Origin of the sequence: Sinosporangium siamense (genome assembly GCF_016863435.1) — a bacterium.
Taxonomy (GTDB): Bacteria; Actinomycetota; Actinomycetes; order Streptosporangiales; family Streptosporangiaceae; genus Sinosporangium; species Sinosporangium siamense.
The window spans coordinates 50,970-74,308 of the sequence record NZ_BOOW01000042.1; the positions used below are offsets into that span (position 1 = coordinate 50,970).

Here is a 23,339-nt window from a genome sequence, read left to right on the forward strand (position 1 = left end):
ATTGTGCGTTATGCGCCTTGAGGTTGTTCGCGGAGCGAGGCGTCTTGAATAGGGAACCGTGTTGTTCCTTCTCTCACCTCACCGATATATCATACTGTGATAATATCATGTGAGAAGGAGTTGGTTCCATTGGAGTCGTTGCCGCCCAGACATCTCAGCGACCACGAATACACCAGGTTGCTCGGGTTCCGGGCGGGGCTGCGCCGGTTTCTACGGTGGAGTGAGGAGCGCGCCGCCGAAGTGGGCCTGACGGCCACCCAGCATCAGCTGCTGCTGGCCATCCGCGGGCACGCCGACCCTCAGGGCCCGACCATCAAGGAGCTCGCGGCATACCTGTGCATCCGGCACCACAGCACCGTGCAACTGGTCGACCGGGTGGAGCAACTGGGCCTGGTCGTCCGCAAACGCGGCGAAGGCAAGGACCGCCGTGTCGTGCGCCTCAGGCTCACAGAGCACGGCGAGGACAAACTGTCGCTTCTGAGCGCCCCTCATCTGGAGGAGCTCCACAGGCTGGCTTTGGTCGCCGGTCTGTCCGAACCCGTCGCAGCCACCGCCGAGACCCCATAAGAGGCAGCCCCCGCCTCTCGGCTCTCCGCCCTCTTGGGCCACTCACGCCCTGAGAGGGCGCTTTCGGCTGCCTGTGGACGGGAATCCCGTGCCTCTCCACGGGAGTGGGCGCGTGAATCCGGCGCCCGCAGTGCGGGATGAGAAAAGGGGGGGAGAGTTTTACCCTCCACGGCCGTGGCCTCCGGATTCCCCGCCCGCACGCGAGGTGGCACGGCTGACCGGGGGACGCTTGACCCTCCAGCGACTGGAGGCTTTACCCTGGTGGGCAATCCTCTGGCCGGGCAGGGGCGTCGCCGTCGGCGCGGCCTCCCGTCGCGACGTGTGAGGAGGGGGAGAAGATTGATGCGGATCCGCAGGCGATCTCGCGGAGCGCATCGATCGGCGCCAAGCAGACCGGCTCTCCCACCCGGAGGAGAAGGACTCATGACACGCTGCCCCGAATGCGGAGCCCCCGCGCTGCCGTACACGTGTGAGGAGCTCTTCCACGCCGTGCTCGCGCTTGACCACTCCAGGCTCGCGCCGTGGGGGCCGCTGCACGGGGTGACGGTCGCCTGCTTCCTGCTCCAGCATCCGAGCCGCCTGCCTGCCGGCCCCGACCGGACCAGGACCTGGGCGATCCTGCACGCCTACCTCGACGAGGGCCTCCCCGCGGTCGCCAGGCTCACCGCACGTGCCCGCCGCGCCAACTCCCACCGCAACCGCACCGGAGTGCTGCCCGGCGCCGCGGCCATGCCCCCCGCTCCGGAGGCGCCGGCGTATGGCGTCACCATCGCCGACGTCGCCCGCGACGGGACCTTCCCCGCCGACGGCTTCCCCGAGCGGGTCACCGCCTGGGCCAGAGCCACCGCCGACGCCTGGGCCCCTCGCTGAAGATCGGCGCCGAGCTGCGGATCAGGGGGCGCCTCCGGGTGGGCAGGCGGTTTCGTGGGGTCTGCCGTCCTCGACTCTCGCGACCGGGTCGCCGGCGAGGTGCCGCAGCGTGCTGCGCAGTGAAGTGCGGGCCGAGGTGGTGAGGTCTGCCAGGAGGCGGTCCTCGATCGCCTGGACGTCGCCGCGGGCGGCTTTGAGTGCGCGGCCGCCCTCGGGGGTGGCCTCGACGATGCGGGCCCGGCGGTCGGCGGGGTCGGGGCGGCGGCGCACCAGGCCGGCGTCCTCCAGCTCGTCGAGGATGAGGACGAGTTTGCTCTTGTCGACCGACACGGCCTGGGCTAGGGCGAGCTGGGTGCGGGCGGGGGCCTCGACGATCGCCAGCAGGACGGTGTAGCCCCACAAGGTCATGCCGTGCTCGCGCACGGCGGCGGTCTCCGCCGTGGCCAGGCCCTGCTTCAGCCGTGCGAACAGCCAGTGCAGGTCCTCATGCAGCCGGCTGCCGGGCGAGCCTTCGGGAGCGGGAGAGACGGCCATGACCACATGGTAGCAAGCTTAGATGTTCTTGACTTGAAATCGTCTTGGACTATATTGATTTCAAATCCAGATCATCTCAGATGTTAGGCAATCGTGTGACTCATCTCCTTCACCTGGACGCCAGCGGACGAAGGGAGTCGTTCTCCCGCAGGCTCGGCGAAGCCTTCGTGACCGGCTGGCGCACCACCCACCCCGGCGGGACCTACACCTACCGCGACCTGGTGGCGGACCCGGTAGCCCCCGTCGACGAGGACCGCGTCCACCTCGCCACCCGGTCGTCCGTGCACGGGGTGCGCGACATCGAGGCCATGGACAAGGCGGCGGCCGGATCCCCCGGGCCGGCCAGGAGCTGGGCGGCCACCCGCCCGCTGGTCGAGCAGCTCCTCGCCGCGGACGTCCTGCTCCTCGGCGCGCCGATGTACAACTACTCGGTGCCCGCCGCGCTCAAGGCGTGGATCGACCGCGTGACCCTGCCCTGGCTGCCGCTCCAGGGCAAGTCGGCCGTGGTGCTGAGCGCCCGCGGCGGAGGCTACGGGCCGGGCACGCCCCGCGAGCGGTACGACTTCCAGGAGCCCTACCTGCGCGCCTACTTCTCCGCGCTCGGACTGCACGACGTCGAGTTCGTCCACGCCGAACTCACCCACGCCACGGTCATGCCGTTCCTCGCGGATTTCCGCGGGCAGCACGAGGCCTCCCACGCCGCGGCGCTCGACCGGGTGCACGCTCTGGCGGCCCGAGACGCCGTCCGGCCGGTGAACCTCCACCCGACCAGCGAAGACAGGAGGACGCCATGAACACCGATCTCAACGGCCGGGTGGTCCTGGTCACCGGAGCCTCGACCGGGATCGGCGCCGCGACCGCCCGCGCCTACGGCAGGGAAGGCGCCCGCGTCGCGATCACCTACCGCGGCAACCCCCACGGCGCGGCGAAGGTCGCCGCCGGCATCGAGGCGAGTCGGCCGCAAACAGTGGGGGGCCCGCAGGTCAAGCCAGTTGCTTGTAGTAAAAGCTGCAATCCCTCAACACCCCGCCCGGATCGGCGGCATAGGCAGGAACCACCCCGTACCGCGTCCACCCGGCTGCGCCGTACAGGCGGTCGGCCACGCTGCCGGTCTCGGTGTCCAGCAGGAGCAGCGACACCCCGCCCTCCGCCGCGGCCCGCTCCGCCGTGGACAGCAGCGCCCGGCCCAGCCCCCGCCCCCGGGCGGCGCGGTGGACCATCAGCTTGACGATCTCGCCCCGGTGCCTGCCGTTGGGCTTGGGGCTCAGCGTGAGCCCGACGACGCCGGTGACGCGGTGCCCGTCGTGGGAGGCCCACACCAGTAGGGTGCCGGCGGCGACCGCAGCCTCCTGGCCTCGCCACCAGGCCGCCGCCTCCTTCCGGCCGAACGGCGCCACGAACCCCAGCGAAGCCCCTCCCTCGACCGCGTCGGCGAACAGGTCGGCCAGTCCGCCGACGCTCGCGCGGAATTCGTGCGGGTGCAGGCGGGTGATGGTGTGCACGGGCGGATGCTCCTTACAAAGGCTAGGGCAGGACGATCAGTACGGCGTAGCGCACACGGCCGGGGCCGGGGCAGTGGAACCTCGTGCTGCCCCACAGGTGGAACCGCAGGCAGTCGCCGGGCCCGACCGGGTGCACCTCGTCGTCCACGGTGATCTCCAGGGCGCCCTCCAGCACCCAGATGTGCTGCTCCAGGCCGGGCAGCGGCGGTGCGTCGTAGGAGATCTCCGCCCCCGGCCGCAGGACGCCCTCGATGATCTCGCCGCGCAGTCCGGGGCGCGGCGGGGAGACCGAGCGGCGGGTGAAGCCGGACGCCTCGTCGCGCCAGACGAGCTGCCGGTCGGCGCGGACGAGCTGGGGCGGCTCGGCCTCGACCTCGGCGAGCAGTTGCGACATGGTGCGCCCGTAGGCGGTGCACAGTTTCCCGAGCAGGCCCGCCGTCGGGCTGATCTCGCCGCGCTCCAGGCGCGACAGGGTGGAGCGGCTCACGCCGGTCCGGCGGGCGAGCTCGTCGAGCGGCCAGCCGTGGTCGGTGCGCAGGAGCGCCAGCCGGCGGGCGAGCCGCGCCTCCACTTCATCATGTCCCATATCCGGGAGGATATCCCATATATGGGAGGCAGAATATGGCGGGGCCGAGCACGCGTCCCACTTCCGGTTGTAGACCCGACATCCCATTTGCCGGCAGTGGAAAGCCGTGACGTCTGCGGCGGCGTTCCCGAGGGGCCGGGATCTGGAAGAGTGCCTGCCATGGCGAACGCGAGTGGACAGGTGCGTGTCGGTGTTCTCGGGCCTCTGACGCTGGAGACCGCCGCAGGCCCGGTGCGGGTGGGGGGTGCGCGGCTGCGGGTGCTGCTGGCCAGGCTGGTGCTGGACGCCGGGCGGCCGGTACGGCAGAGCACCCTGGCCGAGGCGCTGTGGGGTGAGGCGGCGCCCGGCGGCCACCTGCACGCGCTGCAGTCGCTCGTGTCCCGGTTGCGGGGCGTCCTGGGCGATCCCGGGCTGGTCGTCTCGGGCCCGGCCGGATACCGGCTGGCGGTCGGGCCGGAGGCGGTCGACGCCGTCCGGTTCGAGCGGCTGGCCCGCGAGGGACGGCTCGCGCTCGCGCGGTCGCGGCCCGCCGAGGCCGCCGCCGCCTTGCGCGAGGCGCTCGGGTTGTGGCGCGGCCCGGCTCTGGCGGATGTGCGTGAGGCGCCGTTCGCCGCCGCCGAGGCCGAGCGGCTGGAGCGTGCCCGGCTGGCCGCCCTGGAGGACCGGGTCGAGGCCGATCTCGCGCTGGGCGCCGGTCCGGACCTGGTCGCCGAGCTGGAGTCGCTGGCCGCCGCGCACCCGCTGCGCGAGCGGCTGCACGCGCAGCTGATCCGGGCGCTGGCGGCGAACGGCGGCGGCGCCGAGGCGCTCGCCGCCTACCAGCGGATCCGCGGCCTGCTGGCGGACTCCTTCGGAAGCGACCCCGGGCCGCATCTCCAGGAGGCCCACCTGGCGGTGCTGCGCGGCGAGCCGGCCCGGCCCCGCCGGCCGCTGGGCAACCTGGAGGTTCCGCTCACCAGCTTCGTGGGCCGCGACGGCGACGTGCGCCGCGTGGTGGATCTGCTGGGCCGGGTGCGCCTGGTCACCCTGGTCGGCGCCGGGGGTTCGGGCAAGACCCGGCTGGCGGGCACCGTCGGCCGCCTGCTCACGCCGCCCGGCGGGGTGTGGTTCGTCCCGCTGGCCCCGGCCGGCGCAGGCGATGTGCCGCGCGTGGTGCTGGACGTGCTGCGGGCGCGTGACCGGGGCGCGCCGCGGCGGCCCGTAGCCCCGGAGGCGGTCGCGGAGCACCTGGCCGAGACGGTCGGGGACGACGAGCTGGTGCTGGTGCTGGACAACTGCGAGCACGTGATCGAGGCGGCCGCGGCCCTCGCCGGGTTCCTGCTCGGCCGCTGCCCGGGGCTGCGGGTGCTGGCGACGAGCCGGGAGGCGCTGCGGATCGACGGCGAGACCCTGCACCCGGTGCCTCCCCTGGAGCTGCCAGGACCGGGGGCGGACGCCGAGGGGGTCCGCGCCTGCGCGGCTGTCCGGCTGTTTCACGACCGGGCCGCCGCCGTGCGGCCGGGCTTCGCGCCGGAGGGCGGGGCGCTGGCGGCGGTGGCCGAGATCTGCCGTCGCCTGGACGGCCTGCCGCTGGCGATCGAGCTGGCCGCCGCGCAGATGCGCGCCCTGCCGGTCGAGGCGGTCGCGGCGCGGCTCGGCGATCGTTTCCGGCTGCTCACCGGCGGCAGCCGTACGGCACTGCCGAGGCATCGCACGCTGAGTGCCGCGGTGGCCTGGAGCTGGGATCTGCTCGGCGCGGGGGAGCGGGTGCTGCTGGAGCGGCTGGCGGTGGTGCCCGGCTGTTTCGCCGAGGACGCGGCGCGGGCGGTCGGCGGTGGGGGCGAGGTGCGGGAGTTGCTGACGGCGCTGGCCGACAAGTCGCTGCTGCACCCGGTGGAGGCGGCCGATCCGGCCGAGCCGCGTTTTCGCATGCTGGAGACCGTGCGGGAGTACGGCCTGGCGCGGCTGGCCGGGCGCGGCGAGGCCGGCGTCGCGCGCGGGCGGCACGCGAGGTTCCTGCTTGAGCTGGCCGAGGCGGCGGACCCGGGTCTGCGCACGTCGGATCAGCTGCGCTGGCTGGCCCGCCTGTCGGTGGAGCGGGACAACCTGTCGGCCGCGATCCGCTGGGCGGTCGAGTGCGGCGACGCCGGCCTGGCGGTCCGGTTCGGTGTGGCGATGTGCTGGTACTGGTTCCTGCGCGACCATCCGCCCGAGTCGCTGGACCTGCTCGGCCGGGTGCTTGCGGTTCCCGGCCCGGCGGAGCACCGCCCGGTGGTGGTGGTCGCGCACGCGCTCGCCACCGTGGAGACGTTGAGCGGGCCGGAGGAGGCGGAGGCTGCGTTCGGCCGGATCGCGGTGGCGCTGGAGTGTGCCGTTCCCGGTGGCCATCCGATTCTGGAGGTGGGGCGGATGGCTCTCGCCGTACGGTCGGGACGCGACGCGGCCGCGGCGGGCGGGCCGGCGGATCCGTGGGGCCGGTCGCTGGCGCTGCTGGTCCGGGGTGTGCTGGCTTTGAACACCGGGCACGCGGCCGAGGCGGTGCGCCTGCTGTCGCGGGCGCGCAGCGGCTTTGAGGAGCTCGGCGAGCGGTGGGGGCTGGCGATCGCGCTGAGCACCCTGAACTCGGCGTTGCGGCGGTCCGGCGACACGGCCGGCGCGCCCGAGCTGGTGGAACGGGCCAGCCGATGCTTCCGGGAGCTCGGCATGCCCGAGCACATGACGGAGAGCGAGGTGGCGGCGGCGCTGCACCTGGCGGAGACCGGCGATGTGGAGGGCGGGCGGCGGCGGTTGGCGGCCCTGTCCGGCGGGGTCCGGTCGGCCGAGTCGAAGGCCCAGGTGTGCCTGGGCCTGGCGCGGCTGGAGTGGCGGGCCGGGCGGCTAGGCCCGGCCCGCGAACACGCCCGGGCCGGTCTGGCCGAGGCGCCGCCCGGCCGGTCGACTCCGCATCTGACCGCGTTGCTGCTGGGTGTGCTGGCGCACGCGGACGTCGAGGAGGGGTTTCCGGACGAGGCGGTGCGCCGGCTCGACCATCCGGCGGTGCACATGACGCTGCTCTGGCACACGCCGGTCGCACCGGCGACGGCGGTCGCGGCCGCCGCGGCCGAGTTGGGCCGCGGCCGGCCGGAGCGGGCGGGGCGGCTGCTCGGGGCCGCCGCCGTGCTGCGGGGCCGGGAGGACGCCGCGGACGGCGATGTGCGGGCGGTGGCGCGGCGGGCCGAGGCTGTGCTGGGCGCCGCCGGGTTCGCCGCCGCCTACGCCGAGGGTGCGGCGCTGTCGCGGCCGGAGGCCGAGGACCTGGTCACCGCGGTCATCGCCGCAGGGCGGCCGGCACGGGCTTGCCGAACATCGTGCACGTGACCGCCGTCTGGAGCGCCTGGGCGGCCTTGGCGATCTTTGGGTCGGCCTCGAACTCGGCCCAGAGTTCCGCCGAGATGAGGACGGTCGCCGAGCGGGTGCCGGTGCGGTCGGTGATGCCGGTGGTGAGGTAGCCGGGCATGCCGCCGTCGTGCCCCCAGAACGTGCCGCAGGGGTGGGCGGCGGTCTGGACGCCGAGGCCGTAGCCGGGGCCGCCGGGGTGCCGAGGGTCCACCGGCACGGTGGTGCGCATCTGCGCGAGCTGGGCGGCGGGCAGCAGTTTGCCCGACATCAGGGCGGTGGTGAAGCGGGACCAGTCCTGCGCGGTGGACACCAGGGCTCCGGCCGCGCCTCCCCACGCCGGGTTGTTGCCGGTGACGTTCACGTGGCCGTGGCGGCGTGGCCCGGCGAGGTGCCTCCACGCGGCGGGTACGGCGGGCGGCATGTGGGCGGCGTCCGGTTCGTAGCCGCGGGCGTGGGGGCCGCGCCAGGTGGAGTCGGTGGCGAGGTAGGTGTGCCTGAGGCCGAGGGGCCGGGCGATGCGGTCCCGGACGAGGCCGGCGAGGCTCGCCCCGGTGGCGCGTTCCAGGACGGCGCCGAGCGCGGCGTAGTTGGTGTTGCTGTAGGACCACTTGGTGCCCGGCGCGAACAGCGGAGGGTGTTTCACCCCGGCGGCGAGCAGTTGGGCGGAGGTCCACCGGCGCCGGTCCTTGCCGAGGATCGACGGCAGGACCGCGGCGTCCTCGGTGTAGTCGGCCAGGCCGCTGGTGTGGTTGAGCAGCATGCGCAGCGTGATCGCCTTGCCGTCCGGCACCTTGCCCGGCAGCCACCTGTCCACCGGGTCGGTGAGGGCGAGCCTGCCCTCGGCGGCGAGTTGCAGTACGAGGGTGGCCGTCACGGTCTTGGTGCTGGAGGCCACGCGGAACTCGTCGCCGGCCTTGAGGACGTGGTCGCGCCTGGCCCAGGGGGCCTGCTCGGCGATCTCGACCGGCCGTCCGGTGCCGTCGTCGACGCGCACGATCACGCCGGGCGCCCCGGCGTTCACGAGGTCGCGCGCCAGCTGCCGGATCTGGGCGTGCCGGGTCTGGGCGGGGCTGCCGGCGTGTGGTGCGGCCAGGGCGGCCGGTGGCGCCGCGGTGAAGGCCAGGGTCGCGGTCAGCGCCGCAGCGGTGACCGTGCGTGCCCGCGGCGGGCGAGTCGGTGAAAGGACATGTTGGGACATTGACCCGTTCCTCCGGGGTGATAGGTGATGAGGACACCCTCGGCCCCGCCGCTCACAAACCGCACACAGCACGCTCACAGCGCACGCCCGCGGGGCGGGCGGCACACGCGGCCCGCCCGGGGCGGCGGCGGGTCAGGTCTTCACGGCGACACCGCCGAAGCAGGCGACGTCGGGCGTCTCCCACGGCGAGGGGTCGGGCCGCCAGCGGGTGACGGGGACGACACCGGGCTCCAGCAGCTTGAACCCGTCGAAGTAGGCCTCGATCATCTCCGGGCTCCGCGGGATGTACGGCACGACCCCGCTCCTGGCGTTGTGCCGCTCCAAGGCCGCGACGTAGGCGGGGTCGGTGTCGGTGCCGTCGTAGAGGGCGAGGTAGCTGCCGGGCGGCAGGGCGTCCATGAGGCGGGTCACGATGGTGCGGGCCTCGTCGTAGTCGGAGACCAGGCCGAGGATGCCCATCAGCATGAGGGCGGTCGGCTCGGTGAACTCCAGGGTGTCGGCGGCGGCCGTCAGGATGAGGGCGGGGTCGCGGACGTCGGCCTCGATGTAGTCGGTGGCGCCTTCGGGGGTGCTGGTGAGCAGGGCCTGGGCGTGGACGAGGACGAGGGGGTCGTTGTCGACGTAGACGATGCGCGAGGCGGGGGCGGCGCGCTGGGCGACCTCGTGGGTGTTGTCGGTGGTGGGCAGGCCGGTGCCGATGTCGAGGAACTGGCGGATCTCGGCGTCGGCGGCGAGGAAGTTCACCACGCGGGTGAGCATGTGGCGCGAGCAGCGGGCGATGTCGGCCATGCCGGGGAAGGACGCGCAGATGGCGTCGCCCGCCGCGCGGTCGATCGGGTAGTTGTCCTTGCCGCCGAGCAGGTAGTTCCAGATGCGGGCGGAGTGGGGGACGTCGGTGTTGATGCGGGGACGGCCTTGCGTGGGAGGGTTCGGCACGTCGTCGGTCAAGGGGGGAGCCTCCTGGATGTGCGGTGCGTCTGTTGGAGGCTACGCCGTACCCGGGGGTGGGCGCACGGGGACGAGCGCGGCGGGGTGCAACCATGCGGCGGGACGGTGCCGCCGGACTGTGCCGGGCTGTGCCGGGCCGGTCAGTCCTGGGCGGTGTCGGTGACGTCGAGTTCGGCGTAGGCGACGCCGCCCGTGCGGTTGAGGGCGTCGAGGGCGGTGGTGACGTCGGCGCCGGCGGGCAGGCGCAGCAGGGCGCGGCCGCGGGGGGAGACGCGTTCGACGCGGGCGCCGGGGACGGCGGCGCTGACGGTCTCGACCTGCTCGCGCAGGGCTTCGGGCGGCGTCTGGGGCGGGCAGGTGAGCTGGACGACGAGGCGGGCCTGCATGGTGGCTCCAGCATAGGCGGCGACGGTCGAGGGGAGGGCGGGGTCGTGGACGCGGAGCAGGGCGGTGCCGATGCCGGCCAGGCCGGTGAACAGGCTGGGGTTCTCGCCGCCGCCGGGGATGCCGCAGGGCCATTCGTCGCCGGTGACGTGGCCGGCGGCGGTGGTGAGGGTTTCCGCGGCCAGGGCGCGCAGGGCGGGCTGGCGCAGGACGCGGGCGGCGTCGAGCAGGAGTTCGGCGGCGCCCGCCAGGCCGTGGCAGGTCGACATGTCGACGGGGGCGGGGTGCTCGGCGGCGTCGTTGAGGCGCCGGGCGGCGGAGTCGACGGCGGCGCCGGCCTCGGCGGCGTAGACGGGGCGGCCGGTGAGGTCGTACAGGCGCAGCCGGGCGACGCCGACGCCGAGGGCGCCGTGGCACCAGTGTTCGGGCCAGGTGGGGCCGGTGGTGGCGAGGTCGCGCAGGTCGGCCCAGGTGCCGTGCTCGGGGGAGAACCAGGCGCGTTCGAAGGTGGCGGCCTCGGCCGCGGTGTGGAGGGCGCGGGGGCCTGCGGGGTCGTGCTCCAGCAGGGCCAGGGCGATGCCGGCGGCGCCGTGGGCGAGGCCGCACAGGGGGGCGCCGCCGAGGTCGGAGGGCCAGCAGATGCCGGTGAGCGGGCCGGGGCGGGCCTGGGTGTGCAGGCTTGTCGCGGTGGCGTCGGCGGCGCGGGCGGCGCGGGCCCGGTCCTCGGCGTCGGGGAGGCGGCGGGCGAGGTGGGTGAGGGCGAGCAGGGTGCCGGCGCGGCCGCCGACGAGGTCGGCGGCCGCGGGGATGCGGTGGACGGTGGCGCGGGTGAGCCGGGCGGCGTGCCGGGCCAGGCCGTCGTCGCCGAGCAGGTGGGCGGCGTCGAGGGCGGCGGTGGCGATGCCTGCCGTACCGGACATGAGGGCGCCGCCGGGGCGGGTGCGCTCGGCCCAGACTGTGGCGTGGGCGAGTGCCGCGCGGGCGGTCTCCGCGGCGGGGGCGTCACCTGAGGCGGCGGCGTAGCGGGCGAGGAACAGGCCGATGCCGGCGGTTCCTCCGTACAGGTCGCCGCCGAGTGCTCGATAGGTGAGTGTGCCGCCGGTGCCGGAGGCGTCGGGTTCGATCTCGTCGCCGAGCCAGGTGGCGCGTGCGCCGTCCCAGAGGGCTTCCTTGACTAGCTTGTCCGCAATGTGTGCGGCTCTGTCCGCGTGGTTCACGGGTGTCCTTCGTCGCCTACGGCCAGCAGGTAAGGGCGGGCGGGGTCGATTCCGGCGGAGGTGAAGCCGGTGGTGATGGCGCGGGTGACGGCCGGTGGGTCGTGGCGTGCCCGCGAGGGCATGGCGCGCCAGGTCTGGGCGAGCAGGCCGCATCGGGTCTGGCCGAAGCTGGCGCCGTCCAGGGGGCCTTCGGCCTGGCCGATGCCGGGGGCGAGGGCGTGGGTGAAGCGGGGCCGCGGGGGCCGCAGGACGCCGGTGAGCGCGGCGGCCACGGCGCGCAGGTCGGCGTCGAGGTCGGCGGCGTCGGGGGCGCCGAGGTAGAGCACGACGGCGTCGGCCCTGCCGCTGTGGCCGGCCGACAGCGGCAGTTTGATCTGGTAGGCGATGTGGGGGTGTTCGGCGAGCAGGCGGGTGAGCAGCGCGATCACTCTCGGGGCGCCGTCGAAGGACACGTTGAGGTAGGTGCGGGTGAGCCGGTCGGCGCCTTTCGGCGGCCAGATGCCGCGGCGGGTGTGCCAGAATCCGCGATCGGTGTCGTGCCAGGTCCACGCGGCGCGGGCGAGCAGCGCGTCGCCGGGGCGGGCGGGCAGCCCCGGCCGGGCGGGCACGGTGTAGCCCGAACGGGGCAGGTGCCTGCGCAGTTCGCCGTTTGAGGCGACGACGCCGCCGCGGGGGGTGGTGCTTTCGGCGCGCCATCCGCCGACGAAGCGGGTGGAGTCGGCGTGGGCGGCGTCCAGGGCTCCGCCGGGGTTGACGTCCAGGGGTGAGGACGAGGCGGGGCGGGGCGGCAGGGGGATCGCGGTGAGATACCAGGAGTACAGGGTGCGTTCCAGGTCCTCCTGGTCGGGGGGCAGGCCGGCGAGCATGGCTCCGGCGGCGGGAATGTCGGGGTGGATCACTGGGCGGCTCCGGGTGGTGGGATCGTGGTTCGACGGGCTTTGGAGGGCGGACAGGGGTCGTCGGGCGAGGGCCTCCGGTTCGGTCGGAGGTGGGTCCCGCCTCGTTGTGGGGGCTTCAGGGTCGGTTCAGGTCAGGCGGCTCCGAGGGGCTGGACGTCGCGGGCGAGGGCGCGGTGGCGCTGGATCTCGGCGTGTGGCTCGGGGAGCCAGGTGGCGAGCTGGAGGGCGCGGATGAGCAGGCGGCAGGCGGTGAAGGGGGCCAGGCGGGCGCGGTCGGCGGGGCGGCCGCGGCCGCGGGCGTAGCCGTCGAGGAACGCCTCGACGGTGGGAGGTGGCGCGCCGGCGCTGAGATATTCCTGGACTCCGCCGGCGACGTCCCAGCGGGTGTCGCCGGTGCCGGCGGACTCCCAGTCGACCAGCAGGGCCGAGCCGCTGGGGCGGATCAGCACGTTGCTGAAGCGCACGTCGCCGTGGATGGCGGTGTCGCAGGTCCAGGCGGCGGCGACGGCGTCCATCGCGGCGCGGTGGGCGGGGTCGGCGGCGATGGCGTCGGCCAGGGGGCGCAGCCGTTCGTCGTGGTTGAGGACGGGCAGGCGGCGGGGGCCGGCGATGTCGAGCAGCCAGGGCCGCACGGGCCGCAGCGGCGGGAGGGCGGCGGCGGCCTGGTGCCAGGCGCCCAGGGTGCGGCCGAAGGCGGCGGCGGTGCGCTCGTCGAGCGGGTCGCGGGGCGGCGGGAGCCGGTCGAGCCGCCGGGCGGCGACGACGCCCTCCAGGACCAGCAGGCCGGTGTCGGGGTCGTAGAGTTCCAGGCGGGGCAGCAGGTGGGCGGTGGCGGGGGCGTCGTGTGCGGTGCGGTAGAGGGCGATCTCGCGGTCGGGGTCGCCTTGGGCGTCGTCGCGGGGGCCGGTGGTCTCCTTGACGGCGTAGCCTCGGCCGTCGCCGAGTTCGACCAGGACGACGCCGTTGGACTCGGAGGCGTCGCGTGCGCTGAGACCGTAGCGGTGGACGTCGGCGGGGGTGACCAGGCCGCGGTCGAGCAGGAGCCGGACGGCGCGGCGGGCCAGGGTGGTGCTCTTGCTGAGCATGGAGTCAGACCTCGTGGATGTCGCCGTTGTCGTCCAGGTAGAACCAGGACGTCTCGGCGGGGTCGTCGGGGGGCAGGCGTCGTTCGAGGTCGTCCAGGCGGGACAGGATCCGGTCGAGGACGGTGGGTTCGGCAGGGTGGGGGGCGGTGGCGCAGCCGAGGCGGGAGGGGCAGCCGTCGATGTGCGAGGGGCAGCGCAGGGTGGAGACGGGGCACAGGACGGGCAGGCGGGAGGGGCAGCGCACGGAGGTGGTGGGCAGGCACAGGGTGAGGCGGCTGGTGGGGACGGGCGGCGGGCAGGGGCGCAGGACCGTGCGGGGGATGACGAGGTCGCCGCGGGTGAGGGCGGCGCGGGCGTCGACGCGGCCGTGGCCCCAGGCGTTGTCGAAGCCGGCGCTGCCGAGGTTGGCGGCGCTGTCCTGGAGGCACTGCTTGATCTTGGTGTTGGTGTGGCCGGGGTGGCGGCTCCACATGAGGGCGGCCAGGCCGGTGACGAGGGGGGCGGCCATGGAGGTGCCGCTGAGTTCGCCGTAGTTGAGGGGCAGGGCCGGGTCGACGCTGTAGGTGGGGAGGGTGGACAGGATGTTGCGGCCGGGGGCGACGACGGTGATCTCGGGGCCGACGTTGGAGAAGTCGGAGACGGTGTCGCCCGGGTCGGTGGAGCCGACGGCGATGACCCCGGGGACGGTGGTGGAATACGCGGCGGGCCAGATGACGGGCCCGGCGCCGTCGTTGCCGGCGGCGGCGACCAGCAGCATGCCGCGGTCGGAGGCATACTGGCAGGCCTGCTGCTTGGTGATGTTGTGGCCGCCGCCGCCGGAGTAGTTGATGACGGCTTTGAGGCCGCGGGCGGCGGCGTAGTCGGTGATCTCCTCGACGGCGTCGGCGAAGTCGGCGGAGCTGCCGTTGCCGGCGGCGTCCAGGGTGCGGCAGATGTAGACGGGGGAGCCCCAGTTCATGCCGGCGACGCCGGCGGCGTTGCCGCCGGTCGCGGCGGCGATGCCGGTGACGTGGGTGCCGTGGCCGTTGAGGTCGCGCGGGGTGCCGCCGTCGACGTAGTCGGTGCCGAGCGTGATGCGGGCGGGGTCGTTCAGGTCGTCGTGGTCGAGGGTGTCGGCGGTGAGGGAGATGCCGGAGTCGATGACGCCGATGAGCACGCCCGGGGCGCCGGTCTGCAGGTCCCAGGCGGCTTCGGCGTTGACGGCGCCGGGCCCCCACTGCTGGGGGTAGCGGGGGTCGTTGGGGACGACCTGGGCGCGGTCGGCCAGGTCGGGTTCGACGTGGGCGATGGCGGCGGTGGTCTCGGCCGCGGCGAGCTGCGACAGGACGGTGTCGGCGGGGGAGGCGCCGCTGTCGGGGAGCAGCACCAGCAGACGTCCGGTACGGCTCGGGCCTCGCAGGACCGTCGTGCCTTCGGGAAGGGCGGCGAGGGCGGCGCGGACCTGGGCGTCGACACTGCCGGGAGTGGTGAGCTGGCCGTCGGGAGCGGCCAGGTGCACAATGAGGCGGCGTGCGATGAAATGGATCGTTCCATCCAGGTTATCGGCAGATGCGATGGGTAAGCCGGTGTTTCGAGGTGGATTGTCGTCCAGCACAATTGCCTCCCTGCACCTACTTGTCGCCAACGCGACGATAAATCGAGATTGAGGCGGTGTCGACCCAAAATGTTGCTCCTATGTGGGATTCTTGGCGCCGGGACCTGCCGTTCGATCTTGAAACTTCGCACTAATGCTGAAATGAGCTTATCTGTGGAAGAGTGATGCGTAAGGGCGTCATTCATGCATAAAGCGATCAAATATGCCGATAAATGGGCGCTCGGGATGAGTGGTGCTGATTCACCGCATAATCGGCACCGCCCGGCAGGGCGGTTACGACACACTGTGTCGGAGATCAAAGCAAGATGTCTCCATCGCCGGGGGGCGGGAATGTGCTTGCGGCGTACGGCGGAGCGGGCGCAGCCTTCGCCGCAACGCGTCGACGGAGACGAGTAGCCACCGGGCGCGGGCAGATGCCGGAGAGCCGCCGGAAGCCGGGAAGGCGGACCTGCCCGCCGGCGGCGAAGACCCTCCCGAGCGCGGGGAGGAAAAGCGCCCGCCCGGCGCCCAACGCCCCGCCGGCCGGCCCCCGTCACCGGGCCCATCGAGGCCCCCGCGCCCAGCGGCGGCGAAAGTGCGGTGGCACCGCGAGTTCCCTTCTCGCCCGCACTCCCGTCGCAGCAGTTCTTCAAGCAGACCATGGTCGGCGTCTTCGAGCGCGTCTACGAGACCGGGCCCGTCTTCCGGGCCGAGCCGCCCGAGGTGCCCGCGCGAAGCTGGTCACGGGCGGCCAGCGGCTGCACCGCCACGAGGACTACCTGGCCGCGCTGGCGGCCCGGGGCGAGTCGCCCGGGCCGTATGCGGGCTACCTGGCGGCCTTCCGGCACGGGATGCCGCCGCACGTGGGGTTCGCGCTCGGGCTGGAGAGGTGGACGGCCCGCCTCACGGGGGCCGGCAACATCCGCCTGGCCACGCTGTTCCCGCGCGACCTGCACCGCCTGATGCCGTGACGTCCGGCTCCGGAGCGGGCTGGCGGCCGGGGCGAATCGCCCGAGCCGGGCTACCTGGCGGCCTTCGCCGCACGGGGGGTCGCCTGTCTGATGCCGTGATGTCCGGCTCCGGCGCGGCCCGCCTTGGGCGGCGCCGGGGTGGCGTCCGCCAGGGGGATCGTGCGGGTATTCGTCCTGGCCGAGTTTTCGCGGCATGGCATGGCGTGGGCGGCCCGTGAGTGGTGCGTCGCTCAGGGGCGGCGGGCCGCGACGGCCTTGCGTACGCCGTAGGCGGCGGCGCCGGCGGCGAGCACCAGCGTTCCCCACAGGACCGAGGCGGAAGGCAGGGTGAAGGCCAGGACCAGGCAGCCGAGCAGCCCGGCCCCCGGCACGATCCGCGCCGTGAGGCCCGGGGAGAGCGTCCACGCCGAGGCGTTGGCGATCGCGTAGTAGACGAGCACCCCGAACGACGAGAAGCCGATCGCCCCCCGCACGTCGAGCGTCGCCGCCAGGGCGGCCACGGCCGCGCCGACCGCGAGCTGGGCGTGGTGCGGCACATGGCGGCGCGGATGGACGGCGGCCAGGGTGTGCGGCAGGTGCCGGTCGCGGGCCATGGCCATGGTGGTGCGTGAGACGCCGAGCAGCAGCGCCAGCAGCGACCCGGCGGCGGCCACCGCCGCCCCGGCCTGCACCAGCGGCACCAGTGCGGGCACCCCGGCCGCCCGCACGGCCTCGGCCAGGGGCGCCGCGGCGCGGGCCAGCCGGCCGGGCCCGAGCACCGCCAGTACGGCGACGGCCACCGCGGCGTACACCGCGAGGGTGAGCCCGAGCGCCAGCGGGATCGCCCGGGGGATGGTCGTGCGCGGGTCGCGGACCTCCTCGCCGAGCGTGGCGATGCGCGCGTAGCCGGCGAACGCGAAGAACAGCAGGCCCGCCGCCTGCAACACCCCCGCGGCGGTGAAGGCCGCGCCGCCCGGTGCCGGGCGCGGCGGCGCGCCGCCCGCGAGGCAGGCGACGACCACGGCGGCCAGCACCACCAGCACGAACGCGACGATCGCCCGGGTCAGCCACGCCGCCTTGCGCACCCCCGCGTAGTCGACCGCCGTGAGCACCGCCACCGTCGCCACCGCCACCGCGTGCGCCTGCCCCGGCCACACGTACAGGCCGACGGTCAGCGCCATGGCCGCGCACGAGGCCGTCTTCCCGGTGACGAAGCTCCACCCGGCCAGGTAGCCCCACAGTTCGCCCAGGCGTTCGGTGCCGTAGACGTAGGTGCCGCCGGATCGCGGATAGCGGGCGGCGAGGCGGGCCGAGGAGGTTGCGTTGCAGTAGGCGACGAGGGCGGCGACGGCCAGTCCGAGCAGCAGGCCCCCGCCCGAGGCCGCCGCGGCCGGGGCGAGCACGGCGAACACCCCCGCGCCGAGCATCGAGCCAAGCCCGACGAGCACGGCGTCGGACACGCCCAGGTGGCGCCGGAGCTCTCCAGGCCCGGGCGGTCCTGCGGAGATGCTCATGGATGTGCTCCCGGGCTGGTCGTGGACTGCCCTCCGGCGCACGATAACCGAACGCCGCGGGGAGGGTTGTCGGCGTCGTCGGGCTTTGCCGTACTAAGTGTTGTCCTTGAGAGGTGTTGCGAAGGATTTTGGCATGTCTTTTCCGGTATGTGGGCCGATGTGGGTACCGGCGCATGACCGTCCGGGCGGCGCGGGCCGCCGGGCGGCAGGCGCCGATCGACCGATCCCAGCCGGGGGTTTTCCCGTCTCAAGGTCCTTCCTTGTGGTCGCGGCGGGCATCTACAACAGGCGGTCGTCGCTCACCGGGAGGTTGACGTGCCCTCAAGGAGAGAGTTCCTCGCGGGCGGCGCCGGTGCCGGGCTCCTGCTCCTCGCCCGATCCTCCCGCACGGCGCTGCCCGTGCTCGCCCCCGCCTCGATCCCCAAATACGCCGTGGCCCTGCCGATCCCCCGGCCGATGCCGAGGGATCCCGCGGCGACCGGCCCCGAGGACGACTACACGATCGCGGTCCGCCGGTTCCGGCAGCAGATGCTGCCCCCTGGCCTCCCCGCGACGACGGTGCTGGGGTACGGCTCGGCCCACGAGCCGTCGACCTTCGCCACGCCGGCCCGCACGATCGAGGCGCGGGTCGGCCGCCCCGTCCGCGTGCGCTGGGTGAACGAGCTGGTCGACGCGGCGGGCCGCTACCTGCCCCATATGCTGCCGGTCGACCCGACCCTGCACTGGGCGAACCCGCCCGGGGGACCGGCGGGGCGGGACTACCGCCCCGAGTTCGCCGCCACGCCCGGGCCCTACAGGGGGCCGGTGCCGATCGTCACCCACCTGCACGGGGGGTTCAGCGCCGACTACAGCGACGGCCACCCCGAGGCGTGGTTTCTGCCCGCCGCCGCGAACATCCCGGCCGGTTACGCGGCCGAGGGGTCGCGGTACGCGCCCTTCGCCAAGGCGTTCGAGGAACGGTACGGCATGGGCTGGCAGGCGGGGTCGGCGCTCTACCGGTACGGCAACAACCAGCGGGCCGCGACCCTGTGGTTCCACGATCACGTTCTCGGGATGACCCGGATCAACGTCTACGCCGGCCTGGCCGGCTTCTACCTGCTGCGCGGCGGTCGCGGGGATCTGCCGGCGGGGGTGCTGCCCGGTCCGGCGCCCGCGCCCGGCGACGCGGCGGGCACGGTCTACCGGGAGATCCCGGTGCTGATCCAGGACAGATCCTTCGCGGCCGACGGCTCCCTCGCCTACCCCGCCGGACGCAGCCGGTTCGACGGCACCACCGGGCCCTACATTCCCGGCAGCGACGTCCCCCCGATCTGGGGCCCGGAGTTCTTCGGGGAGGTGATGGTGGTGAACGGCGCCACCTGGCCCGCCCTCGCGGTGGAGCCGTGCCGCTACCGGCTCCGGCTGCTCAACGGGTGCAACTCCCGTTTCCTCGACCTGAGGATCGTGTCCGCCCCTCCGGGGCGCCGGGCCGCCGAGTCGGCTCTGCCGTTCTGGATGATCGGCTCGGACGGGGGTTTCCTGCCCGCGCCCGTGGAGCTCGAAAACCTGCTGCTGGCCCCCGCAGAGCGGGCCGACGTGATCGTCGACTTCACCGGGACCGCGAGCGGGACGCAGCTCTACCTCGTCAACGAGGGGCCCGACGGCCCCTTCCAGCGGCGGGGCGGCGCGGCGCCGGCCGATCCGGCGGGCACCGGGCAGGTGCTCAGGTTCACCGTGCGGGCCCTCACCGCACCCGATCGCAGTGTTCCCCCCGACCGGCTTACCCTGCCCCCTTTCACCCCGATCGGGACGGCGACGGTGACCCGTCAGGTCGTCCTGCTGGAGAGCGCCTCGGCGGTACGGCGGGGCGTGAGCCCGGTGAAGATGAGCCTGGGGGTGATGCGAGACGGGCGCCCGGTGGCGATGATGTGGAGCGATCCGATCACCGAGAACCCGGCGCTGGGCGCGATCGAGGTGTGGGAGATCCACAACTTCACCGCCGACGCCCATCCGATCCACATTCACGAGGTCCAGCTTCAGCTCGTGAACCGGCAGCGGTTCGGGGGCGTCGCGCGGGACCCCGAGCGGTGGGAGAGCGGCTTCAAGGACACGGTGATCGCCTACCCCAAGGAGGTCACGCGGGTCCGGGTGGTGTTCGACCGGGAGGGGTTGTTCGTGTGGCACTGCCACATGCTTGAGCACGAGGACAACGAGATGATGAGGCCTTATCGCATCGGCGGGTGAGGGCGTCCCCGCTCAGCCGGGACACGGATCCCGCCACGCCGCCGACCGCGGTGGAGCGGCTTTCGCTCCCACCCGGGGGTTAGCCTGGGGAGATGACCATTACCGCTGGCGGCTACACACTGGGACCCGAGTCCGGGCGGCTCCTCCTCAGCACCGGGCGCACCGGCCTGGGCGCGAAGGCGGGCCACGACCTCACGATCGAGGTCACCCGCTGGCACGGCGAGGCCTCGGTCGACCCCGCGGGGTCCTCGGTGACGGTCGAGATCGTCGCCGAGTCGCTTGAGGTCCGGGAGGGGACCGGCGGCGTCAAACCGCTGACCGACTCCGACCGCCGGGAGATCGAGAAGAACCTCCGCGAGAAGGTCCTGGACACCGGCCGCCATCCGGCGATCACCTTCCGCTCGACCCGCGTGGAGGGCACCCCGGAGTCGTTCCGCGTCGAGGGCGACCTCACCATGGCCGGCGCCACCCAGCCCGTGGAGGTGCGGGGCTCCCTGACCGAGGACCTCGCCCAAGGCTCGGCGACCGTCGTGCAGAGCCGGTGGGGCATCAAGCCCTACTCGGCGTTCTTCGGCGCCCTGAAGGTCGCCGACGAGGTCCAGGTGCGATTCGAGGGCCGCCTCGTCGCCAAGCAGTGACCTCCGCCGACCTCCGGCCAGGGCCGGATCTTGACCGCAGGCTCTGCACGGCTCATGGAAGGCCTCGTGGCATTACGCCCAGGGGAGAGCTTCGAGCTGGCTCGCAAGCTGCTGCCGGGCGGCCGACGCGGGGGCGCACTTCATTCTCACCAACCGCTCGGTGCGCGGTGCCCGAAGTGCCGCGAGCGCGTGGTCCTGCCCTCACGCGCGATCGTAACTGCGGTCGGCGGGAACAGGGATTCGATCCTCGCGCAGTGCGAGAGTGAGGGACGAACCGGAAGGTGTGGGAGGTCTAGCCGCCCCGAGTGTGACAGGCGTTGTTTAGCGGGGCCTCACAATTCGGATAGTCGTAACGTTGTACTGCTAGAACTGCCTGTTCGGGCACGGAATCTATGATCACTGCCTTTTGGAGATGTCTCGTATAAATGGGACGTTGAGAGGACTTATGCGAACAGCGGCCTGATGTGATCACGCCGGGTCCTCTTATGGGACCATCACAGATAACCATTCGATTGGCCGCAACGCCGAGTTGCGACTTGATGTTCCCGTCAATCAACCCGGTTGCTGGCCGCTCCGCCACGCTGGGGCATGCCATGCGCGTCGGCCCCGGCCTATCTATCCCGCTGGTGGCCGGGATGCGCCGACGGATCTCCGTGGTTACAACAAACAAGCTCGTGCCGCAGGGATGTTGCGGCTCGGAGTGCGCCATGGTGGCAATTATTCGCGCCTACATGTCCCAGATTGTCTGGCATGATAGCCATTTGAGGCGCTAATCCGTCAATTAAGACACTTTAATTGACAGGTAGTGTGCAGACGGAATAGCTTTCGTTCTTACGCGATAGGGCGTAGCCTTACATTTGCCCGGAATGGAAGTGTCCATGAGCATCACAGTCGACTCGTCGCGCCTCTCCCTGGTACGTGAAGAGTCCACCTATCTGGCGATCCGCACCAGTCAGGGCGGTCGGACCGTTTACACGACACGCATCCCACTCGCCGACCTCTCGGTCATCCTCACCATCCCTGACCCGGCCAAGCCGGACCCGGACAACCGCAAGGTGGATATTAACCACGCTAAGGGCTTTGGCCAGTATCTTGCGGATAACCCTGGCTGGGTGGCTCCGGCCCTCCTCATCCGCGACACTGGTGGCTGCCGCTTCGAGCCGATCAGCGAAGATGGCTCGGTCGGCTACCTCACCGTCCCGTGGTCCATCGGCGGCATCGGACGCCTGATCACGATCGACGGCCAGCACCGCATCCTCGGCGTTCACCTGGAAAAGAAGCGCATTACAGATGAGGTCTCTCGCATCGACCGGGAGATCCACCGCGCCAACGAGGGCAAGAAGGCGAAGCTGGAGCAGGATCGGGAGGCCTTGATCGGTCGAATGCAGCGACTCAAGGACGAGTTCGTCGGTATTGACATCTATGTGGAGCCCGACGGAGTCAAGGGCCAGCAAATGTTCGTAGACGTTGCGGACAATGCCAAGGGCATCTCTGGTGCCGTCCGGGCCCGCTTTGACACCTCGCGCATCGCCAACCGCACGCTCAGTGACATCGTCACCCACCCACTCTTCTTAGGCAAGGTCGACATCGAGCGGGATCGGATGACTCTGACCAACCGTAACCTGATGGGCGCCAAGCACGTCGCCGACATCACTCGGGCCGTAATCGCCGGTCCCGGTGGCCGCGTCAGCAGGAAGGTCGAGTCGCTGACCGACAACGAGGTCATCGAAAGTGTTCGCGGCTTCCTGGATGTCATCTCCATCGCTTTCACCGCGCTTGCAGAGATCACCGAGGAGGACGTCGACAACTACGACCCCGCGCTCTCCGAGAAGAAAAGGAACGAGCCCCCTGCACCCCCCACCAAGGCCATGAGGTTGCGCGAGTCTTCACTTCTAGGCTCGGTGGGCATGCTTCGCGTTTTGGGCGGCGTCTACCGCAACCTACGGGGGGACGGGGCCGAGGACGGCGACATCCAGGAGTTTTTCAAGCGGCTCGACCGGCACATGACCGCCCCGGTCACCGAGGACAGTCTCTGGCGTACCACGGCCGCGAACGAGGACTTCGAGCCGAACGCTTTCGCCCCGATCATGCGTCAGCAGAATGTCGTGCACCTGACCAAGGTGATCACGGACTGGTACAAGAAGGCCCCGGCCGCCATCTGATTCACCAGCAACACCGGAGCCCATCCACATCTCATGCGGAGGGGCTCCTCACTTTGTCGAGGTGGCGTTTGTCGACTTCGAGCACGAGGGCCTCACCGTCGACACCAGCACCTGGGAGTGAAGCGGGCAGGTGATGTCAGGGTGATGGCTTGATCGCTACGCCGCAGAAGGCCGCTACCTCTGGCGGGACTCCGCAGGGGGTGGCGTCGGGGCGCCATTGTGAGACCGACACGATGCCCGGCTCCAGCAGGTGCAGGTTCTCGAAGAACTCCGCCATCTGCTGCAGGCCGCGCAGGCGGTAGGGGTCGCCCGCCTCGGCCCGGGTCTGCTCGGCTCGTGCGGAGGCCTGGGGGTCGACCACGTCGGTGCCGTCCTCCAGGACCAGGTAGCTGCCCGGGGGGAGGGCGGCCACCAGGCGGTCGCAGATCTTCTTCGCCTGCGCGTCGTCCCACACGTTGCCAAGGATGCCCAGCATCATCAGGGCGAGAGGCCTGCCGAAGTCGAGGGTGTGGGCCGAGAGTTCCAGGATCCGCCCGGGGTCGCGCACGTCGGCGTCGATGTAGTCGCACACGCCTTCGGGTGTGCTTGTCAGCAGCGCTCTGGCGTGTGCGAGGACCAGCGGGTCGTGGTCCACGTAGACGATCCTGCACTCCGGGTTGACGCGCTGGGCCACCTCGTGGGTGTTGTCGGCCGTGGGCAGGCCCGTGCCGATGTCCAGGAACTGCGTGATGCCCGCCTCGCCGGCCAGAAAGCGCACCGCCCTGCCCAGGAACGCACGCGAGTGCTGGGCCACCTCCACGATCTGGGGGTACACCTCGCGGACCTGGTCGCCGACTTGGCGGTCGACCTCGTAGTTGTCCTTGCCGCCCAGCCAGTAGTTCCAGACGCGGGCCGAATGCGGCATCGTGGTGTCGATCTGGAGGTGTGACCGGGAATCGGGTGCATTGTGCGCCATTGTCCCTCTTTGCTGCGAGTCTGGACCCTGCGTCGCGCGGGTGTCGCCGGCTGCGGAGCTACTCGTTGATCATTCCAGTTCCGGGCGGGGGACGGCATACGGAGAATCCGAATCGTTGCCCCGGCCGCCCCTCCGGCCGGGCACCGTACCCCGACCGGCACGCACGGGCGGTGTGTG

At 72.5% G+C, this 23,339-nt stretch carries 19 protein-coding genes and 1 pseudogene; 9 read left to right on the top strand and 11 right to left on the bottom strand.

The annotated features are described in order from the left end of the window. Positions 1–129 precede the first annotated feature (129 nt). Both Ssi02_RS31110 and Ssi02_RS31115 read left to right on the top strand, forming a co-directional pair. Positions 130–567, top strand: a complete 438-nt coding sequence (locus Ssi02_RS31110) for a MarR family winged helix-turn-helix transcriptional regulator (RefSeq protein ID WP_204031146.1) — start codon at positions 130–132, stop codon at positions 565–567. 423 nt (positions 568–990) lie between these two features. After that, positions 991–1,437, top strand: coding sequence for a DUF5946 family protein (locus Ssi02_RS31115; protein WP_204031147.1), 447 nt, complete (start codon positions 991–993; stop codon positions 1,435–1,437). A 21-nt stretch (positions 1,438–1,458) separates the two neighbouring features. On the opposite strand, the gene Ssi02_RS31120 is transcribed toward Ssi02_RS31115, so the two are convergent. Next, positions 1,459–1,971: a MarR family winged helix-turn-helix transcriptional regulator gene (locus Ssi02_RS31120; protein ID WP_204031148.1), complete on the bottom strand. Its 513-nt coding sequence runs from the start codon at positions 1,969–1,971 to the stop codon at positions 1,459–1,461. 95 nt (positions 1,972–2,066) lie between these two features. Here Ssi02_RS31120 and Ssi02_RS31125 point away from each other — a divergent pair, with 95 nt between their 5' ends. Together Ssi02_RS31125 and Ssi02_RS39005 are read left to right on the top strand one after the other, a co-directional pair. Then, positions 2,067–2,765: an FMN-dependent NADH-azoreductase gene (locus tag Ssi02_RS31125; RefSeq protein ID WP_204031149.1), complete on the top strand. Its 699-nt coding sequence runs from the start codon at positions 2,067–2,069 to the stop codon at positions 2,763–2,765. Beyond that, positions 2,762–2,917 (top strand): annotated as a pseudogene (locus tag Ssi02_RS39005) (SDR family NAD(P)-dependent oxidoreductase); the annotation flags it as partial. The gene Ssi02_RS31125 and the pseudogene Ssi02_RS39005, both read left to right, overlap by 4 nt. A 37-nt stretch (positions 2,918–2,954) precedes the next feature. Here Ssi02_RS39005 and Ssi02_RS31135 read toward each other — a convergent pair. Next, positions 2,955–3,473 (bottom strand): GNAT family N-acetyltransferase, encoded by a 519-nt coding sequence (locus tag Ssi02_RS31135; RefSeq protein WP_204031150.1) that lies wholly within the window; start codon positions 3,471–3,473, stop codon positions 2,955–2,957. 22 nt (positions 3,474–3,495) lie between these two features. Beyond that, on the bottom strand, positions 3,496–4,059 hold the full coding sequence (locus tag Ssi02_RS31140) for a helix-turn-helix domain-containing protein (protein WP_204031151.1): 564 nt from the start codon (positions 4,057–4,059) through the stop codon (positions 3,496–3,498). 159 nt (positions 4,060–4,218) lie between these two features. Here Ssi02_RS31140 and Ssi02_RS31145 point away from each other — a divergent pair, with 159 nt between their 5' ends. Then, the gene (locus Ssi02_RS31145; RefSeq protein ID WP_204031152.1) at positions 4,219–7,395 is read left to right on the top strand and encodes an AfsR/SARP family transcriptional regulator; all 3,177 of its coding nucleotides are present in this window, start codon (positions 4,219–4,221) and stop codon (positions 7,393–7,395) included. Here Ssi02_RS31145 and Ssi02_RS31150 read toward each other — a convergent pair. The 6 genes from Ssi02_RS31150 to Ssi02_RS31175 form a co-directional block, all read right to left on the bottom strand. Beyond that, positions 7,346–8,614 (bottom strand): serine hydrolase domain-containing protein, encoded by a 1,269-nt coding sequence (locus Ssi02_RS31150; RefSeq protein WP_204031153.1) that lies wholly within the window; start codon positions 8,612–8,614, stop codon positions 7,346–7,348. The genes Ssi02_RS31145 and Ssi02_RS31150 overlap by 50 nt on opposite strands. Positions 8,615–8,746: 132 nt before the next feature. Next, the gene (locus tag Ssi02_RS31155) at positions 8,747–9,562 is read right to left on the bottom strand and encodes an SAM-dependent methyltransferase (RefSeq protein WP_204031154.1); all 816 of its coding nucleotides are present in this window, start codon (positions 9,560–9,562) and stop codon (positions 8,747–8,749) included. Positions 9,563–9,702: 140 nt separating this feature from the next. Beyond that, complete coding sequence (locus Ssi02_RS31160; protein WP_204031155.1) at positions 9,703–11,163, bottom strand: lanthionine synthetase LanC family protein; 1,461 nt, start codon at positions 11,161–11,163, stop codon at positions 9,703–9,705. Next, positions 11,160–12,062: a T3SS effector HopA1 family protein gene (locus Ssi02_RS31165; protein ID WP_204031156.1), complete on the bottom strand. Its 903-nt coding sequence runs from the start codon at positions 12,060–12,062 to the stop codon at positions 11,160–11,162. The genes Ssi02_RS31160 and Ssi02_RS31165 overlap by 4 nt, the downstream gene beginning before the upstream one ends. Positions 12,063–12,193: 131 nt before the next feature. After that, positions 12,194–13,147, bottom strand: a complete 954-nt coding sequence (locus tag Ssi02_RS31170) for a phosphotransferase family protein (protein WP_204031157.1) — start codon at positions 13,145–13,147, stop codon at positions 12,194–12,196. Positions 13,148–13,151: 4 nt separating this feature from the next. Further along, positions 13,152–14,741 (bottom strand): S8 family serine peptidase, encoded by a 1,590-nt coding sequence (locus tag Ssi02_RS31175; RefSeq protein ID WP_204031158.1) that lies wholly within the window; start codon positions 14,739–14,741, stop codon positions 13,152–13,154. 413 nt (positions 14,742–15,154) lie between these two features. On the opposite strand from Ssi02_RS31175, the gene Ssi02_RS39010 reads away from it, so the two are divergent. Further along, complete coding sequence (locus Ssi02_RS39010) at positions 15,155–15,691, top strand: amino acid--tRNA ligase-related protein (RefSeq protein WP_239130139.1); 537 nt, start codon at positions 15,155–15,157, stop codon at positions 15,689–15,691. A gap of 230 nt (positions 15,692–15,921) precedes the next feature. Here Ssi02_RS39010 and Ssi02_RS31185 read toward each other — a convergent pair whose 3' ends face one another. Further along, entirely contained in the window at positions 15,922–17,184 is a 1,263-nt protein-coding gene (locus tag Ssi02_RS31185) for an APC family permease (RefSeq protein WP_204031159.1), read from the bottom strand. Between the two features lie 315 nt (positions 17,185–17,499). Between Ssi02_RS31185 and Ssi02_RS31190 the strand changes: the two genes are divergently transcribed. From Ssi02_RS31190 to Ssi02_RS31200, 3 genes are all read left to right on the top strand, one after another. Further along, positions 17,500–19,407 carry a multicopper oxidase family protein gene (locus Ssi02_RS31190; RefSeq protein WP_239130140.1) on the top strand — a complete coding sequence of 636 codons (1,908 nt, stop codon included), beginning with the start codon at positions 17,500–17,502 and terminating at the stop codon, positions 19,405–19,407. Positions 19,408–19,499: 92 nt separating this feature from the next. Then, positions 19,500–20,045 (top strand): YceI family protein, encoded by a 546-nt coding sequence (locus Ssi02_RS31195; RefSeq protein WP_204031160.1) that lies wholly within the window; start codon positions 19,500–19,502, stop codon positions 20,043–20,045. A gap of 878 nt (positions 20,046–20,923) precedes the next feature. Next, positions 20,924–22,207, top strand: coding sequence for a DNA sulfur modification protein DndB (locus Ssi02_RS31200; RefSeq protein WP_204031161.1), 1,284 nt, complete (start codon positions 20,924–20,926; stop codon positions 22,205–22,207). A 136-nt stretch (positions 22,208–22,343) separates the two neighbouring features. Here the strand turns inward: Ssi02_RS31200 and Ssi02_RS31205 are convergent, their stop codons facing one another. After that, positions 22,344–23,162, bottom strand: coding sequence for an SAM-dependent methyltransferase (locus Ssi02_RS31205; RefSeq protein WP_204031162.1), 819 nt, complete (start codon positions 23,160–23,162; stop codon positions 22,344–22,346). Between the last annotated feature and the right edge of the window lie 177 nt (positions 23,163–23,339).